We start from the raw sequence: 17,083 nt of genomic DNA, 5'->3' as shown, positions 1-17,083 counted from the left end.
TTGGCGCTGCGGCGGACACATAGGGGGAGAGAAGTGTCACCTATGTATCCGGTTCAAAGTGTTACCCATCTATCGGCTGGACACCGGCAGGCAGATGAGGGGCGGCGCGACATTGCCAGAATATCTGCCGGGCCGATCACCTACCTAAGTCGCATCGCTGCTACTTCGGCAGCGTATAGGCCATCACATAGTCGCCCGGCTTGGTGCCGACCGAGCCGTGGCCGCCGGCGACGATGACCACGAACTGGCGGCCGTCGGCGACGGTGTAGGTCATCGGCGTCGACTGCCCACCGGCCGGCAGCCTGGCCTGCCAGAGCTGCTTGCCCGATGTCAGGTCATAGGCGCGCAGATAGTCGTCGACCGCCGCGCCCAGGAAGACGACGCCGCCGGCGGTGATCATCGGCCCGCCAATGCCGGGAACACCGACCTTCAGCGGCAAGGGCAACGGCGTCATGTCATAGACGGTGCCGTTGCGGTGCTTGTAGGCGATCTTGCCGGTTCTGAGGTCCGCTCCCGCCACATAGCCCCATGGCGGCGCCTGGCAGGGCACGCCGAGCGGCGACAGGAACGGCCCCATCACCACCGCATAGGGTGCGCCCTCATTGCGGTTCAGCCCCTGCTCGCTGCCGCGCCCCTCATCCGGGGGCGGCACCTGGTCGCGCGGAATGAGCTGCGATTTGAACGCCAGATAGGTCGGCATGCCGAACATCACCTGCCGCACCGGATCGACGGCGACACCGCCCCAGTTGAAGGTGCCGAAATTACCGGGATAGACCAGCGAGCCCTGCACCGATGGCGGGGTATAGCGGCCCTCGTAGCGCAGACCCTGGAATTCGATCCGGCAGGCCAGCTGGTCGAACATGGTGATGCCCCACATGTCGGCGCCGGTCAGCGGCCTCGGATTGAAGGAGAGATCCGAGACCGGCTGCGTCGGCGACGTGTGATCGCCCTCGACAGCGCCGCCCGGCGCCGGCACTTCCTTGATCGGGATGATCGGCTCGCCGCTGCGCCGGTCGAGCACGTAGAGGTCGCCCTGCTTGGTCGGTCCAACCAGGCCCGGAACGACGCCGGCAGCGGTGGTGATGTCGACCAGGGTCGGCTGTGCCGGCACATCCATGTCCCAGAGGTCGTGATGCACGGTCTGCCGCACCCAGCGCACTTGTCCGGTGGCCAGATCGAGCGCGGTGATCGAGGAGGAAAACTTCTCGACATTGGCGCTGCGGCCCATCCCGAGCTGGTCCGGCGTCTGGTTGCCGAGCGGCACATAGAGCAGGCCGAGCTTCTCGTCGGCGCTTGCCGTCGACCACATGTTGGGCGAGTTGTGGGTGTAGGTCTGGCCTGCCGCCAGCGGCGTTGTCTGGTCCGGATTGCCGGAATCCCAGTTCCACACCAGGGCGCCGGTGTCGACGTCGAAGGCCCGGATGACGCCGGACGGCTCTTGCGTCGAATAATTGTCGTTGACCGCGCCGCCGATGATGATCTTGCCGCCCGCAATCAGCGGCGCCGAGGTCGAGTAATAATAGCCCGACTTCGGATACGGCATGTTGGTCAACAAATTGAGCGTGCCGGCTTCGGCGAAGGACGGGCAGACCTGGCCGTTGGCGGCGTCGAGCGCGATCAGCCGCGCATCCGAGGTCGGCAGATAGACGCGCGTCGCGCAAGGCTGGCCGGCGGCGATCTTGGCATCGGCATAATAGGACACGCCGCGGCAGGTCTGGTGCTGGCGGTCCTTGTCGAGCTTGATCTTGGGATCGAAACGCCATTTCTCCTTGCCGGTGGCGGCATCGATGGCGATGGCGAAATTGTGCGGCGTGCAGATATAGAGCGCATCGCCCACCTTCAGCGGCGTCACCTGGTAGGTGGTTTCGCCGACATCGTCCGGCCCTTTCACGTCGCCGGTCTGGTAGATCCAGGCCGGCTGCAATTTGGCGACATTGTCGGGCGTGATCTGGTCGAGCGGCGAATAGCGCTGGCCAAATTGCGTGCGGCCGTAGAAATGCCATTCGCCCGGAGGCACATTGCCGCCGAGATCGGCAGTCGGCGTCACCTTGTCGGCGCTGAGGTCGCCGGCGATGTCCTTGGGATCGGCCGTCATCGAATAACCGGCGACGGCGAGCGATGCGAGCACGGCCAGAATGAGCGGCGCGCGCGCGTCGGGGCCGATCAGGCCCCGCCTTGCCCAAGGCGTCAGCAGCCACAGCGCCAGAAGCACGATGATGCCGCCGCGCGGTCCGAGTTCCCACCAGTCGAAGCCGATTTCCCACACCGCCCAGGCCAGCGTGCCGAGCACGATCGCCGCGTAGAGCCAGAGCGCCGTCGATTTGCGCCGGAAGAGCAGCCATGCGGCGATGAGGAAGGCGAGACCGGTGACGACATAGTACCAGCTGCCGCCCAGCATCGCGAGCCAGACGCCGCCGCCGCCAAGTGCGAGGCCGATGAGGAACAGGATGAGGGAGGTGATGACGACAGCCAAGACGATACTCCTTCGACTGATGCGCATTCCGCGGCGCGGCCATGGGCAAAGGTATGCCAATCCTGCCCCCGGCGGTACAACCTTCTCCCGCCCGCCGTGCCTGTCAAGCCGCCGGGGAGCGATCCATGGCGAAACCAAACGGCCATGCCGCAGGCTCCGCGCACAGGGCGTTTTTTTCGAGGCCACACGCCCAGGTGGCAATCCCGCCTTGCCGGCATCCGGGTTTTCCAGCAGTCTGCTTTCGACCAACCATCAGGAGCAACCAGAGTGATGTCATTCGCCTCGCCTCTGACGCGAGTAGTCCTTGTCCTCTGTAGCTTCGTCGCGCTCACGGCCGGCACAGTGGCCGCGCCGGCACAGACGCTGAGCGAGATCAACAAGGCAAACGGCTTTCACGAGATGCTGATGGGCATCGGTCCCGGCATCGCCGCAGCCACGAAATCCATACCCGAACCGTTACCGGCAAATTTCCAGGACGCCTTGTCGGTCGCGCTGGAAGGCGCCTTCGACGCAGTCAAAATGGAGACTGCCATCGAATCGCGGATGGCGGACAGGCTGTCGGCCACCGATCTGTCCGACCTCGCAGCGTTTTACGCTTCCCCGTTGGGCAAGCACGTCACCGCTTTGGAAATTCAGTCGTCTGGCCCGGAAGGCAGGCAAAGCAAGAAGACAGAGGGCAAGCAAATCCTCGCCGAGCTTCCGACCAAGGATCCAGCCCGGCTCGAATTGTACCGCAAGATCATCGACGATATCAGCGCTGTCGACACCGGCGAGGCGATAGCGCTGAACATGAGCTACGCGATGGTTACGGGGATGCTGGGCGCAGCCGGAAAGCCTCTGTCGGACGAACAGATCATGGCGCTGGTGCGTCAGCAATCCGTGAAAATTCGCCAGAACATCGAACAGAATGCCATGCAGGGTAGCGCTTATACGTACCGGGATCTCCCGCTCGGCGATCTCAGACTGTACTCGACATTCCTGGCGTCACCCGCGGGCAGCCGCTATTACGACCAGATGCTGACGGCCTTTGGCATGGTGATGACAGAGGAAGCGCGCTCGTTCGGACATCGATTGTTCGTCGCGCTCGGTTACCGAAAGGCCTGAGCCGCAGTATCGGGCACTTTAGCAGAACAAAACGTAGACACTTCTGGTCTTTCGCTCCCGAATCACTACATTCGGGGGAGATGTCCGGCTTTGCGGAAGAAATGCCCTTTTTCGACGAACCCAATGCGCGGCCCGCGGCCCCGTCGGGCATAGCCGCGCGCGCCATGGCGGCCCGCAGCGGACCCAACAGCGCACCCGATTATCTCAACGGCCTCAACCCCGAGCAGCGGCTGGCGGTGGAAACCACCGAAGGCCCGGTCCTGGTGCTGGCCGGCGCCGGCACCGGCAAGACCCGCGTGCTGACCACCCGCATCGCCCATATCCTGGCCACCGGCAGGGCTTTCCCCTCGCAGATCCTGGCGGTGACCTTCACCAACAAGGCCGCGCGCGAGATGAAGCAGCGCATCGGCCATCTCGTCGGCGAAGCCGTCGAGGGCATGCCGTGGCTCGGCACCTTCCACTCCATCGGCGTCAAGCTCTTGCGCCGCCACGCCGAGCTGGCCGGGCTCAAATCCGATTTCACCATCCTCGACACCGACGACGTCGTACGGCTGATCAAGCAGCTGATCCAGGCCGAAGGCCTCGACGACAAGCGCTGGCCGGCCAAGCAGTTCGCGCAGATGATCGACGGCTGGAAGAACAAGGGCCAAGGCCCGGCCGACATTGCCGAGGGCGATGCCCGCAGCTTCGCCAACGGCAAGGGCCGGGAACTATACAAGGCCTATCAGGAGCGGCTGAAGACGCTGAACGCCTGCGACTTCGGCGATCTGCTCTGCCACCCGATCCGCATCTTCCGCGCCAATCCGGACGTGCTGAAGGACTACCACAAGCGCTTCAAATACATCCTCGTCGACGAGTACCAGGACACCAACACCGCGCAATACATGTGGCTGCGGCTGCTGGCGCAAAGACCTACCTCCCCCTCGATGGGGGAGGTCGCGCCGCGTAGCGGCGCGGGTGGNGGCAGCGCCGGCGCCAGTCACCCCTCCCCGCCGCTTCGCGGCGACCCTCCCCATCCAGGGGAGGGTAAAGCGCGATCGGCCGAAGGCCGCAAGCCCGACCGGGCGTCCGAGCCGTTGCGAGGCCCCCGCGGAGGGCCCGCGCCGGCAGGCGCGGAACAGCCCGTGAGCGTGAATATTTGCTGCGTCGGCGACGACGACCAATCGATCTATGGCTGGCGTGGCGCCGAGGTCGACAACATCCTGCGCTTCGACAAGGATTTTCCCGGCGCCACCATCATCCGTCTGGAGCGCAATTATCGCTCGACCGCGCACATCCTCGGCACTGCCTCGCACCTCATCGCCCACAATGAGGGCCGCTTCGGCAAGACGCTGTTCACCGAGAAGGTCGCCGAGGACGACGAGAAGGTGCATGTCCACGCCGCCTGGGATTCCGAGGAGGAGGCGCGCGCCGTCGGCGAGACCATCGAGACCTACCAGCGTGCCAAGCACAAGCTCAATGATATGGCCATCCTGGTCCGCGCCTCCTTCCAGATGCGCGAATTCGAGGATCGCTTCGTCACGCTCGGCCTCAACTACCGCGTCATCGGCGGCCCGCGCTTCTATGAGCGCATGGAAATCCGCGATGCACTGGCCTTCTTCCGCGTCGTCGCGCAGGGCGCCGACGACCTCGCCTTCGAGCGCATCGTCAATGTCCCCAAGCGCGGCCTGGGTGAAGCCACCATCCGCCAGATCCACGACACGGCGCGGAGCTTGCGCATCCCGATGCTGGAGGCAGCCGCCAAGCTCGCAGAAAGCGACGAGCTGAAGCCCAAGCCCCGCGCGGCCTTGCGCGAAGTGGCGGCCAATTTCGAGCGCTGGCAGAAGGCGCTGGAAACCACGCCGCACACCGAACTCGCCGAGACCATTCTGGAGGAGAGCGGCTACACCGACATGTGGAAGAACGACCGCTCGGTCGAGGCGCCGGGCCGGCTGGAAAACCTGAAAGAGCTTATCCGCTCCATGGAGGAGTATGAATCGCTGCGCTCCTTCCTCGAACATGTCGCCCTGGTCATGGACGCCGAGCAGAACGCCGAGCTTGACGCCGTCAACATCATGACGCTGCATTCGGCCAAGGGCCTCGAATTCGAGACCGTGTTCCTCCCCGGCTGGGAGGAAGGCCTGTTCCCGCACCAACGCGCGCTGGACGAAGGCGGCCGCTCCGGCCTGGAGGAAGAGCGCCGTCTCGCCTATGTCGGCCTGACCCGGGCCAAGAAGAACCTGCATCTGTGGTTCGTCTCCAACCGCCGCATCCACGGCCTGTGGCAGTCGACCATCCCGTCGCGCTTTCTGGACGAACTGCCGGAAGCCCATGTCGAGGTCGCCGAAAGCGGCAACTCCTATGGCGGCTACGGCAATTCCTATGGCGGCGGTTCGTTCGCGTCGGGCCGTGGCGGCCAGGGCGCAGGGCGGCAGAACCCCTACGGCGCCTCGCGCTTCGACAATGTCGGCGCGGAAAAATCCGGCGCCTTCTCCAACACCTATGCGACGCCCGGCTGGCAGCGCGCGCAGGCCAACCGCACCGAGGCGACCGACCGCAACTGGGGCTCGCGCTCCGGCCACCAGGTCGAGCGCATCGGCTATGGCGAGACCGACTCCGGCTACGGCGCCGGCCGAACCAGCGTCAAAGGCCGCACCATTGACGGCGAACTGGTCGCCAAATCCGTCGCCGACACGCCGTCGCCCTTCAGCGTCGGCGACCGCGTCTTCCACCAGAAATTCGGCAACGGCAACATCTCCAACATCGAAGGCAACAAGCTGACCATCGACTTCGACAAGGCCGGCCAGAAACGCGTGCTGGACGGGTTTGTGGCGGCGGTGTGAGCGCCCGCTTGTCCTGTTGTCCTACAAGCGACCACATTGTTGTAGTCTGGCGGAGCCCTCCCCGCCTCGTCATCCACGGGCGGAGCAAGGAGCGTAGCGACGCAGCGTAGACCCGAGGATCCATCCCGCGTCTTCAACGCGTTGCCACGGTGCGGAATCCTGCGCAGCTGCACGCCAAGGTCGCGGAATGGATTCCAGGGTCTACGCGACGGAGCTTCGCTCCTGCTCCGCCTTAGAATGACGAAGCGACGGGCGTCTGCCCAGTCGTCGGGGCATGCGGTCCGCAACATGAGCGTCCCCGTCAATTTAGCCCGCCCCTCACCTGTACCGCGCCTGGTTCCACTTGTGCCCCAGCAGCGACAGGATGATGATCAGCCCGTTGAAGAACTGGACGTAGAAGCCGCTCAGGCCCGCCGCCACGACGCCGGTCTGGATGAACGACACGGTGACCGCGCCGATCGCTCCACCGGCAACCGTACCGATGCCGCCCCAGGTCGGCGTGCCGCCGACGAACACCGAAGCCAGCACCGGCAAGAGATAGCCGTCGCCCGCGGTCGGCCACCAGGTGAAGTTGATCATCACCGAAAACGTGCCGGCGATCGCGGCCCCGATGCCGGTGAAGATGAACACTTTCACCCGCACACGCTTGACGTCGATGCCCATTTGCTGGGCGCTGTCGGGGTTGTCGCCGACGACCCTCACCTGCGCGCCGAAGCGGTGCCGGTTGTAGAGCATTGCCGAAAAAATGACGAAGGCGAGTGCCCATAAGACCTGTACCGGAAAACCCCACACCTGACCGGAGAAGATGGTGTACGCCCAGCTGTCGCTGAGACCGGTCAATGCCGTCGATCTGCCCTCGTTGATGATCTGGATCAGTCCCCGCAGCAGGAAATTCATGCCGAGCGTGGCGATCAGCGACGACAGCCCGCCATAAACGACGAGCGACCCAACGAGGAAGCCGAGCAGCGTGCCGGTGATGAGTGCGGCAGCGATGCCGAGAAACGGATCATAGCCGGCCTGCACCACCAGCGCGAACACCCAGGAGGCAAAGCCCATGGTTGCGGGAAACGACAGGTCGATCTCGCCACAGGTGACGACGAAGACCAGCGGCACCACCACGAACAGCGCAACGGGCAGCGTGGTCAGCACGGATCTGTAGAGATACCAGGTGGTGAACACGGTCGGGTTGGCGATCAGGAACGCCGCCATCATGATGATGAACACGGCGAGCGTGCCGAGCGCTGCGCGGTTGTCGACGACGAAACCGCGCAGCCAATGGTCGGACGGATGCTTCCACTCAGGTCGGGCAGCCTTGCCGCCAAGAGGGCTCTGCAGATCGGGTTCCATGGTCTTGCTCATCGTGCTGCCCTCTCCGCGTCGCCGGCCTCGTGCAGCCCCGGCAATCCGCCGGGATGCGCAACGTCTTCCATGAAGTTGATCAGCTCTTCGGCCGACTTGACCTCGGTGCGATCGGCGGTCAGCGCCACCTTGCCGCGGTCAATCACAACGAAGCGGTCGGCGATGTCGAAGACGTGATGGATGTTGTGGCCGATGAACAGGATCGAGCGCCCGCTCGCCCGCACCTGGCGCACGAAATGGAAGACCTTGGCGGTCTCGGTCAGCGACAGCGCCGTCGTCGGCTCGTCGAGGATGATCAGCTCCGCCTGCTTGTAGATGGCGCGCGCGATCGCCACGCCCTGGCGTTCGCCGCCGGAGAGCTGGCCGACGATCGAATGCGGCGTGAACACCTTCGAGGTAAAGCCGATCTCGCGCATCAGCCGGCTCGCCTCCTCTATCTCTTTATTGACCTTCAGAAAGCCCATGAAGCCGGTGAGTTCGCGGCCCATGAAGATGTTGCGCACGATGGTCTGCTGCACGGCCAGCGCCCGGTCCTGGAACACCGTCTCGATGCCGGCGTCGCGCGAGCGTGCCGCACTCCAGCCGGTCACCGGCTTGCCGCGCACCAGGATCTCGCCGCTGGTCGGCTTGACGACGCCCGACAGGATCTTGATCAGCGTCGACTTGCCGGCGCCATTGTCGCCGATCAAGCCAACCACCTCGCCGCGGGCGACCGAGAGATTGACCCCGCCCAGCGCATAGACCTGGCCGTAGGATTTGCTGATGTCGCGCAGTTCGATGATGCGTTCGGCCATGGCGATCCTCGCTCCTGTGGTATCATCCGGCCTGGTGCCGGCGGTCCTGCCGGCCGGGCTTAGGCCCAGCCGGCAGCTTGGGAGGTCAGCGCAGCGCCTGCTTGGCGAGCTCGGCGACGATCTCGTAATTCTGCGGCGTGACGAAGCCGGCGCCAGTGTCGACATTCATCGGCGCCAGGCCCAGCACCACCTGCTGGCAAAGGCTGAGGATCGGCAGATAGCCTTGCAGAAACGGCTGCTGATCGGCCGTCAGTTGCACCCAGCCGCCCTTGAACGCCTCGACGATCTGCGGGCTGGTGTCGAAGCCGAAATTGAAGATGTCGCCCGGCTTGCGCCCCGCCGCCTGCATGTAGGTGGCGACGTTGCCCAGCATCTGGCCGCCGGGATAGCCGACCGCCTTGACGTCGGGATTGTTGAGCAGGGCCGCGGTGATCACCGGTATCGCCAGATTGGGGTCGGACGCCCATTCGCCGCTCGGCGGCGACGACAGCTGGATGACCTCGACGCCGGCTTCCTTGAGTGCTGCCACCGTGCCGCGCTCGCGCGCGCCGCGGGCCTCGTTCTCGAACGGGCCGATCATGATCGCCTTGTCGCCGGACTTGAGATTGCCGAGCTTGAACGCTTCGACGCCGAGCGCGCGGCCCTGCTGCTCCTGCTGGGCGCCGACATAGCCGCCGCCGAACGCAGCCACCACCGTCGGCACCGGCACGTTCTGGTACATCATCTTGATGCCGTCCTTGTGCGCCTGTTCGGCCAGCGGCATGATCGCGGCGTCGCCGGGATGGCCCATCATGGCAATGCCGTTGGGCTTCACGGCGACGGCCTCACGCAATTGCTGAACCATCTTCTCGACGTCCCACTGCGAGAAGATGTAGTCGACCTTGGGTCCGAGATCGGACGCCGCCTGCTTGGCGCCATTGTAGACGATGGTGCCGAAAGCGTCGCCCTCGGCGCCGCCGACGAAAAAGCGGATGTGGACATCCTTGCACCACTGGGCGTCGAGCGCCTGCGCCGGCAGAGTGGAGATGGCAGCGCACAGCGCCGTGGCGGCGGCCACGACGGTCGAGCGCAGAAGTGTCGTTCTCATTGCGATGCTCATGCACGTTCCTCCCTTTTGTCCTCGGTGAGCCGAGGGGTTTCGTCGTTCGCCTGTCGGCAGTGCTTGTCGGCAGTGCTTGGCAATCTGTCAGGCCGGCTCCTCCCACCGGCCCTCGGTCACGCCGGGTTCGGCAGGTAGGTCGCTCCTCCCCGGCATTGCTTGAGGTATTCCAGCCCGCGCACCTGGCCTGTGATTTCGAGGTCGCCGCGATAGACCGGGTCGTGCCAGCCCTCGATGTCGATGGCGCCCTTGTAACCGGCCAGCCGCAATTCGCTGATCACCCGCGTCCAGTCGCTGTCGCCAAACCCGGGCGTGCGCATCTGCACGAAGGGCAGCTTGCCGAACACGCCGTGCTCGCGGATCACATCCCAGCGCACCGTCGCGTCCTTGCCGTGGACATGGAAAATGCGCGGCGCCCATTTGCGGATCTGCGGCATCGGGTCGATGAGGTAGACAAGCTGGTGGCAGGGCTCCCATTCGAGGCCGAGATTGTCGTCGGGCAATTCGTTGAACATCAACTCCCAGGCATCGGGATTGTGGGCGATGTTCCAGTCGCCGGCCGCCCAGTTGCCATCCATGGCGCAATTTTCGAAGGCAATGCGCACGCCCTTGTCGGCGGCGCGCTTGGCCAGTGGTCCCCAGACCTCACGGAAGCGCGGCAGGCTGTCGGTCAGCTTCTTGCCGCGAAGGCGGCCGGTGAAGCCGCTGACCGTCGAGGCGCCGAACAGATGCGCGTTGTCGATGACGGTTTCCCAGGCCGCGAGCACGCCGCGATCGACCTCGCCATCCTCCAGCGGATTGCCGAACACGCCGATCGACGACACGGCGACATCGGCATCGCCGATCGCCTCGCGAATCTCACCGGCGAGCCGCCGCAAATCCTTGCCGCCCAGCGTCTGCCAGAAGAAGGGCTGGATGCTCTCGAAACCGAGCGGCAGAATCTCTTTGATGTAGGCGGCGGGGTCTTCGAGATTGGCCCGCACCATGGTGCCGATCCGGATGTCGAGAAGCGGGTTTGGCATCATGATGCTTCCTGTGTGATTGCGACGCGCCGTCCGGTCTCGGCGCTTTCGATGGCGCCGAAAACCATGGCCAGGCTTTTAATGTTGTCGCTGCCACGGGTTTCCGGCTCGCTACCGGTCTCGATGGCGTGGATGAAATCCTTGATGACGCCGAGATGACCGCCGATGCGGTCGGCGGGATCGAGCGGCGGCACGATGATGGGCTGGGTCAGGTCGAAAAGGCCGTCGCGGACCGACAACACAACCTCGGCCTTCAGCCCGTCCTCGCCGTCCCAGAGCAGGCTGCCGTGCTCGGCGACGATGCGCCATGTGCTCTCCCAACTGGTGCGGAAGCCCGCCGCGCACCAGGAGCCTGCATAGGTGAAGCGCTTGCCGCCACCGAGATCGAAGATAGCGCTGGCCGACGATCCCTGCCGGTACCAGGAATTGGCCGGCTCCCATTCCTGGCAAAAAACACCGGCGGGATCGCCTGCGACCATGTAGCGGGCGGCGTCGAAAGTATGGATCGCCATGTCGAGCAAGAGCACATGCGCCATCTCCTCGCGAAAGCCGCCGAAATGCGGCGCGACGAAGAAGTCGGCATGGATGCTGGTTGGCTTGCCGATGGCGCCGGAGTCGAGAAAGCGCCTTATGCGCCGGACATTGGCGACGTAGCGGCGGTTCTGCACCACGGCATGAACGCGCCCTGCCTGGCGCGCCGCGTCGACAATGGCGCGGGCATTTTCCGGAGTATCGGCGAGCGGCTTTTCGGTGAGCAGATGGCAATGATGGGCAAAGGCGGAAAAGGCGACGTCGCGGCGGGCGGCGGGAACCACGACATCGAACACCGCGTCCGGCCTGGTCTGGTCGAGCACCGCATCCAAGCTGGTGCCGATGACGGCGCCGTCAAGCCCGTATTCGCGCGCCCTCGCCTTCGCCCGTTCGGCGTCGAGATCGACCAGGCCGACAATGGCCAGCCCGTCGATCTGCCTCGCGGCATCGAGCCAGGCCTTGCTCATCGCTCCACAGCCGACGAGGACGGCATTCATCATCCGGCATTCCTCCCGTCCGGCCCCTCCAGACCGAATGTCACGGCATTGACGGCACCACCGTAAACGTTTTTCCGTAAACGTTTACGAGAACACACCCGATGGCCTAGAATGTCAATCGGCTGCCCGCGACAATCATCCCGAAGCCTTGGCCTGAGCGGCAGCCGGTGCTAGCCAAGGGTCGGGGGAGAGAAGTCCTTGGCGTCCAGCATCCATGACCTCGCGCGTCACCTGAACATTTCGATCGGCACCGTGTCGCGGGCGCTGAACGGCCGCGCCGACGTCAATGCCGACACCCGCCAGCGCGTGCTCGCCGCCGCCAAGCAGCTGAACTATTCACCCAACCAGTCCGGCCGCAGCCTGCGGCAAGGCGCCACCCATTCGATCGCCTTCATGCTGCAACCGCATCCGGGGGACCAGCAATATGGCGAACCGTTCTTCATCCCGTTCCTGATCGGTCTGCAAGGCCGGCTTGCCGAGTATGGCCTGGATCTGATGGTCGTCATGGGTGAGCCCGGTCAATATCAGCAGGACAGGCTGCGCCGAGTGGTTGAGACGCGCCGGGCCGACGCGGTCGTGTTGGCCAACACACGGCGGGAAGACGATCGGATCGACTATCTCAGCAAGGCCGGCTTTCCCTTCGCCACGCTTGGCCGAAGTCAATCCGGCGACGACACCTATCCTTCGCTCGATATCGATTTCGAGAGGGCGGGTGATGAAGCCGTCGACCGGCTGGTCGCGCGCGGCCACCGCCGCATTGCCGCCATCCGCCCTTCGCTTGATCTCAACTTCGGCTACCTGTTCCTCGACGGCTACCGCAAGGCGCTGAAGCGGCATGGTATCGAAGTCGACCCCGGCCTGATCGCCGACGGCTTCATCAACGAGGCCGGAGGCTACCAGGTGACGCCGCGCGTGATGCTCTCCAAGGACCGGCCCACAGCCATCATCTTCAACAATGACGCAATGGCGCTCGGCGGCTGCAAAGCACTGGCCGAGATGGGCATCAGGCCCGGCCACGACATCGCGGTGATCGTCATCGTCGACACGCCGCTCTGCCGCTATTTTTCACCTGCGCTGACCGCCTTCCGTCCGTCGCTGGAGCCGATGGGCCGGCGACTGGCCGAAATGCTGCTGGCCTCGCTTCCCGCCTTTGCCGGCCCGGAAGGTCCGCGCATCATCCGCGAAGTCTGGCCGCTGGAGCTGATCGCGCGCGACAGCGATTGATCATTGCGCTCTTCCCTCTCCTACAAGGGTGAAGGAAGAGGCCCTCTCTGTCACGCAAGTATCATGTTCGCGTCCTAGACCGCTTTGCGAGAGGGCGACATCGTCGATGCGATGCGGTGGCCCCTTTGCGCCGCTCAAGGCTTGTCACAAAGAGGATCTCCATGAAAATCTCGCACCGAACCGTGTCGCTCGGCGCCGCGCTGGCGCTGTTTAACGCCCTGACCCCTGCCCTTGCCGACAGCACAGCCACCGTTGGTGGCTTCGTCAACAAGGGCCTGGTCGGCGTCGGCCGCATCCCGGCCGATCAGAAGGACAAGTTCGGCGAGACCTTCGGCTCCGGCTCCGGCATGTCCATCGACGCCGCAAGCTGGACCCGTGGCGCGGACGGCTACAAGGGCTCGCTCTGGTTGCTGCCGGACCGTGGCTACAATGTCGTCGGCACCACCGATTACCGGCCGCGCCTCAACACTATTCGCATCGAGTTCACGCCGGTAGCACTAGGCGCCACGCCCACCTCCGGCCAGGAACAGACAGGCGTCAAGACGACGCTTGCCGATTCCCTGCTCCTCACCGACGACAAGGGCGCTGACGCCACCGGCCTCGATCCGCTCAACGGCGTGCGCGCGGCCAATGGCGACCTGCCGATCCTGCCCGAGGCCAATGGCAAGCTGGCGCTCGACAATGAGGCGATCGCGCGGCTGCCCGACGGCACCATGTTCATCTCTGACGAATACGGCCCCAACATCTACCGCTTCTCGGCCGACGGCCATCTGTTGTCGGCAACGCAGCCGCCGGCCGCTTTGGTGCCGATGCGCAAGGGCGCGCCGAACTTCGCCTCCGACAATCCGGGCCCCGGTGCAGCCGAACCCGATCCGAAGGATCCCGAAACCGGCCGCCAGAACAACCAGGGCCTCGAAGGCATGGCGCTGACGCCGGACGGCAAGTCGCTGATCGCGGTGCTGCAATCCGCACCGCGCCAGGATGGCGGCGATTCCGGCGCCACGCGCCAGAACACCCGCGCGCTTGTCTATGACGCGTCCGACCCGGCACATCTCAAGCTGATCCACGAATATGTCGTGCCGCTGCCGGTTTTCAAGGACGCCAAGGACAAGACCAAGGTCGCCGCGCAGAGCGAAATCGTGGCGCTGTCCGACAAGACCTTCCTGATGCTGGCGCGCGACAGCGGAAACGGCCAGGGGGTGAAGGGCGATACTTCGCTGCTGCGCCAGATTTTCGTCGTCGACGTCTCTGGCGCCACCGACATTGCCGGCGGCGCCTTCGATGCCGCCGACAAGCCGCTGGCGCCCAAGGGCGTGCTCGACCCCTCGGTGACGCCGGCCAAGCTGACGCCGTTCATCGACATCAACGACAACAAGGAACTCGGCCGTTTCGGCCTGCATGACGGCAAGCCCAACGACAAGAACAATCTGTCGGAGAAGTGGGAAGCAATGTCGGTGGTCAGCGTGCTCGATCCGGCGCTGCCCGACGACTATTTCCTGTTCGTCGGCAACGATAACGACTTTCTCACCGAGGACGGTTTTCAGGTCGGCGCGCCCTACAAGGCCGAAGACGGCGCCGATGTCGATACCATGTTCCTGGTCTATCAGGTCACGCTTCCGGGCCTCGCCAAGAAGTAGCCGTATACGGAGAGGCGGACGCGCCCGGCGCGTCCGCCTCTAACCGTTTGTCGGCGATCAGCGATGCCGTGAAGGCACCTATTTCAAAATCTCCGCATCCCTTGGCACGCCGGCATCGATCGCCTCGGCGGTCCGGCTCGACACGGCCATGATCTTGCCCGCGGCCGAAAGGTTCGGGCGCACATAGACCTGGGCTACGCCGTTGACCCGGCTGTAGAGGTCGATGATGTCCTGGTTCATGAAGCGCACGCAGCCCGACGACGCATTCTTGCCGATGGAATCCCATTCCGGCGTGCCGTGCAGCCGGTACATCGTGTCCTTGCCGTCGCGGAACAGATAGAGCGCGCGCGCGCCGAGCGGACTCTGCGGTCCGGGCGGCATGCCGTCCTTGTATTTCGCCAGTTCCGGCCGGCGCTGGATCATTTCCGGCGGCGGCGTCCACACCGGCCATTTCTTGCGCGCCTGGATCACGGCGCTGCCGGTCCAGCCAAACCCGGCCTTGCCGAGGCTGACGCCATAGCGCATTGCCTTGCCGCCGTCGCGCACCAGATAGAGAAAATGCTCGGATGTATCGACGACGATCGTGCCGGGTTTTTCGCCGGTCGGATCGTCCACGATCTGGCGCACGAATTTCGGATCGAGCTTGGCGACGGGGATTGCCGGCAATGAAAAGCCCTCATCGACGCGCGCCGAATACATGGTGGCGGCATCGCCGAAAGCGGGCTCGGGTGCGGGTGCCGGCGCCGGCGTCGGCGGTACTGCCACATCAGTGGTTGTGCAGGCCGAAAGTGCCATGGCAGCGGCACCCAAAGTGGATGCTCCCAGAAACGCGCGCCTATTCAGGCGCTCAGAAAATAATGGATTGTCGGACATGATCCCCCCGGTTTGCGGCCCCTCGCGGCGATGACCCATAGCCCATTACGCAAGCTTTGAGAACCTGATCGCCTCAGCCGCGTTAAGCGTGATGTTCCGATGCCGCATCGACCTTGTCCGTTAAATCGGCGATCATTGCCGGGCGGCTTTGAGATGAACCTTCGCCGAACAGCCCATGGACGAAAAAATACCCCCGCGCCGGCGCACCGGCGATCTCACCAGCGGCCCAATCCCTCGCACGCTGCTGTTGTTCGCGCTTCCGGTGCTCGGTTCCAATGTGCTGCAGTCGCTCAACGGTTCGATCAACGCCGTCTGGGTCGGCCGCTTCCTCGGTGAATCGGCGCTGACGGCGACCTCAAACGCCAATCTGGTGCTGTTCCTGATTCTTGGCACCGTGTTCGGCATCGGCATGGCCGCCACCATCCTGGTGGCGCAATCGGTCGGCGCCCGCGACCTGCCCGAGGCGCGGCGCATCGTCGGCACCAGCGCCAGCTTCTTCTTCCTCGTCTCGGCTATCTTCGCCGTCTGCGGCTGGATCTGGGTCGAAGCTATCCTCAACACACTGGGCACCCCGCCCGATGCGCTGCCGCTGGCGCGCTCCTATCTGCGCATCATCTTCGTCGCCGTGCCGATGATGAATCTTCTGTCCTTCGTCATGACGGTGCTGCGCGGTGCGGGTGATTCGCGCACGCCATTTTTCTTCATGGCGCTCGCCGTCGTGCTCGACATCATCCTCAATCCGCTGCTCATTCGCGGCATCGGCCCCTTCCCCGAGCTCGGCATCGCCGGCTCCGCCACCTCGACGCTGATCGGCCAGACGGTGAGCGTGATCGCCATCCTCGTCGTGCTTTATGCCAGAAAGCATCCGTTGCGGCTCGCCGGCGCGAACCTCGCTCTGCTGCGGCCGGATCCGGCGCTGCTCAGGATCGTCGTTTTCAAGGGCGTGCCGATGGGCCTGCAGATGATCGTCATTTCGGCGGCGGCGCTGACCGTGATGGGCATCGTCAACTCCTACGGCTCGCAGGTCGCCGCCGCCTATGGCATCGCGGCGCAGCTGTGGACCTATATCCAGATGCCTGCACTGGCGATCGGCGCCGCAGTCTCGTCGATGGCGGCCCAGAATGTCGGCGCAGGGCGGTGGGACCGCATAGGTCGCATCGCGGCGTCCGGCGTCGGCTTCAACCTGGTGCTCACCGGCGCCCTGGTGGCGCTGCTGTTCTTCTTCGACAGGCCGGTACTCGGCCTGTTCCTTAGCGGGGACAGCACCGCAATCGACATTGCAGCCCACATCAACAAGGTGGCGTCCTGGTCGTTCATCCTGTTCGGCGTCACCATCGTGCTGTTCGCGACCGTGCGCGCCACCGGTGCCGTGATGCCGCCGCTGATCATTCTGGTGATTTCCGTGATGGTCGTGCGTACCGGCTTTGCCTACTTCTTCAGGAGCTACATCGGCGAGGAAGCGCTGTGGTGGAGTTTTCCGGCGGGATCGATCACCTCGCTGGTGCTGGCCGCCGCCTATTATCGCTTCGGCCGCTGGCGCACCATGCACATGATCGAGGACCGGCCGGCCGCCGGCGAGCCGCCCGACACCGGCCTCGGCATCCCGCGCGGACGGGCAAACATGGCGCCCGGGACGCCAAACGGGTGA

12 protein-coding genes are annotated in these 17,083 nt (G+C 64.8%); 5 read left to right on the top strand and 7 right to left on the bottom strand.

Annotation, left to right across the window (positions count from 1 at the left end):
* Nucleotides 1-160 precede the first annotated feature (160 nt).
* Nucleotides 161-2,473, bottom strand: a complete 2,313-nt coding sequence (locus tag X730_RS148430) for a glucose/quinate/shikimate family membrane-bound PQQ-dependent dehydrogenase (protein ID WP_023682110.1) — start codon at nucleotides 2,471-2,473, stop codon at nucleotides 161-163.
* Nucleotides 2,474-2,743: 270 nt separating this feature from the next.
* On the opposite strand from X730_RS148430, the gene X730_RS148435 reads away from it, so the two are divergent.
* Complete coding sequence (locus X730_RS148435; protein WP_023712457.1) at nucleotides 2,744-3,577, top strand: DUF2059 domain-containing protein; 834 nt, start codon at nucleotides 2,744-2,746, stop codon at nucleotides 3,575-3,577.
* Between the two features lie 80 nt (nucleotides 3,578-3,657).
* Entirely contained in the window at nucleotides 3,658-6,399 is a 2,742-nt protein-coding gene (locus X730_RS148440; RefSeq protein WP_023826613.1) for a UvrD-helicase domain-containing protein, read from the top strand.
* Nucleotides 6,400-6,717: 318 nt separating this feature from the next.
* On the opposite strand, the gene X730_RS148445 is transcribed toward X730_RS148440, so the two are convergent.
* The 5 genes from X730_RS148445 to X730_RS148465 form a co-directional block, all read right to left on the bottom strand.
* Nucleotides 6,718-7,758 carry an ABC transporter permease gene (locus tag X730_RS148445; protein ID WP_023826612.1) on the bottom strand — a complete coding sequence of 347 codons (1,041 nt, stop codon included), beginning with the start codon at nucleotides 7,756-7,758 and terminating at the stop codon, nucleotides 6,718-6,720.
* Nucleotides 7,755-8,552: an ATP-binding cassette domain-containing protein gene (locus X730_RS148450; RefSeq protein WP_023688054.1), complete on the bottom strand. Its 798-nt coding sequence runs from the start codon at nucleotides 8,550-8,552 to the stop codon at nucleotides 7,755-7,757. The genes X730_RS148445 and X730_RS148450 overlap by 4 nt, the downstream gene beginning before the upstream one ends.
* Nucleotides 8,553-8,637: 85 nt before the next feature.
* Entirely contained in the window at nucleotides 8,638-9,651 is a 1,014-nt protein-coding gene (locus X730_RS148455) for a substrate-binding domain-containing protein (RefSeq protein WP_023682113.1), read from the bottom strand.
* Between the two features lie 116 nt (nucleotides 9,652-9,767).
* On the bottom strand, nucleotides 9,768-10,673 hold the full coding sequence (locus tag X730_RS148460) for a sugar phosphate isomerase/epimerase (RefSeq protein WP_023682114.1): 906 nt from the start codon (nucleotides 10,671-10,673) through the stop codon (nucleotides 9,768-9,770).
* Complete coding sequence (locus X730_RS148465; RefSeq protein ID WP_023826611.1) at nucleotides 10,673-11,704, bottom strand: Gfo/Idh/MocA family oxidoreductase; 1,032 nt, start codon at nucleotides 11,702-11,704, stop codon at nucleotides 10,673-10,675. Before X730_RS148465 ends, X730_RS148460 begins: the two co-directional genes overlap by 1 nt.
* Nucleotides 11,705-11,899: 195 nt before the next feature.
* Between X730_RS148465 and X730_RS148470 the strand changes: the two genes are divergently transcribed.
* Both X730_RS148470 and X730_RS148475 read left to right on the top strand, forming a co-directional pair.
* Nucleotides 11,900-12,925 (top strand): LacI family DNA-binding transcriptional regulator, encoded by a 1,026-nt coding sequence (locus X730_RS148470; RefSeq protein ID WP_023746909.1) that lies wholly within the window; start codon nucleotides 11,900-11,902, stop codon nucleotides 12,923-12,925.
* A 161-nt stretch (nucleotides 12,926-13,086) separates the two neighbouring features.
* A complete protein-coding gene (locus tag X730_RS148475; protein WP_023826610.1) occupies nucleotides 13,087-14,562 on the top strand; it encodes an esterase-like activity of phytase family protein in 1,476 nt (491 codons plus the stop codon).
* 78 nt (nucleotides 14,563-14,640) lie between these two features.
* On the opposite strand, the gene X730_RS148480 is transcribed toward X730_RS148475, so the two are convergent.
* Nucleotides 14,641-15,435 carry a L,D-transpeptidase gene (locus X730_RS148480; protein ID WP_023826609.1) on the bottom strand — a complete coding sequence of 265 codons (795 nt, stop codon included), beginning with the start codon at nucleotides 15,433-15,435 and terminating at the stop codon, nucleotides 14,641-14,643.
* 175 nt (nucleotides 15,436-15,610) lie between these two features.
* Between X730_RS148480 and X730_RS148485 the strand changes: the two genes are divergently transcribed.
* Nucleotides 15,611-17,083 carry an MATE family efflux transporter gene (locus X730_RS148485; protein ID WP_023826608.1) on the top strand — a complete coding sequence of 491 codons (1,473 nt, stop codon included), beginning with the start codon at nucleotides 15,611-15,613 and terminating at the stop codon, nucleotides 17,081-17,083.

This window comes from Mesorhizobium sp. L103C131B0 (assembly GCF_000502275.1).
In the GTDB taxonomy this organism is placed as follows: Bacteria; Pseudomonadota; Alphaproteobacteria; order Rhizobiales; family Rhizobiaceae; genus Mesorhizobium.
This window is presented reverse-complemented; position numbering and strand designations above follow the sequence as displayed.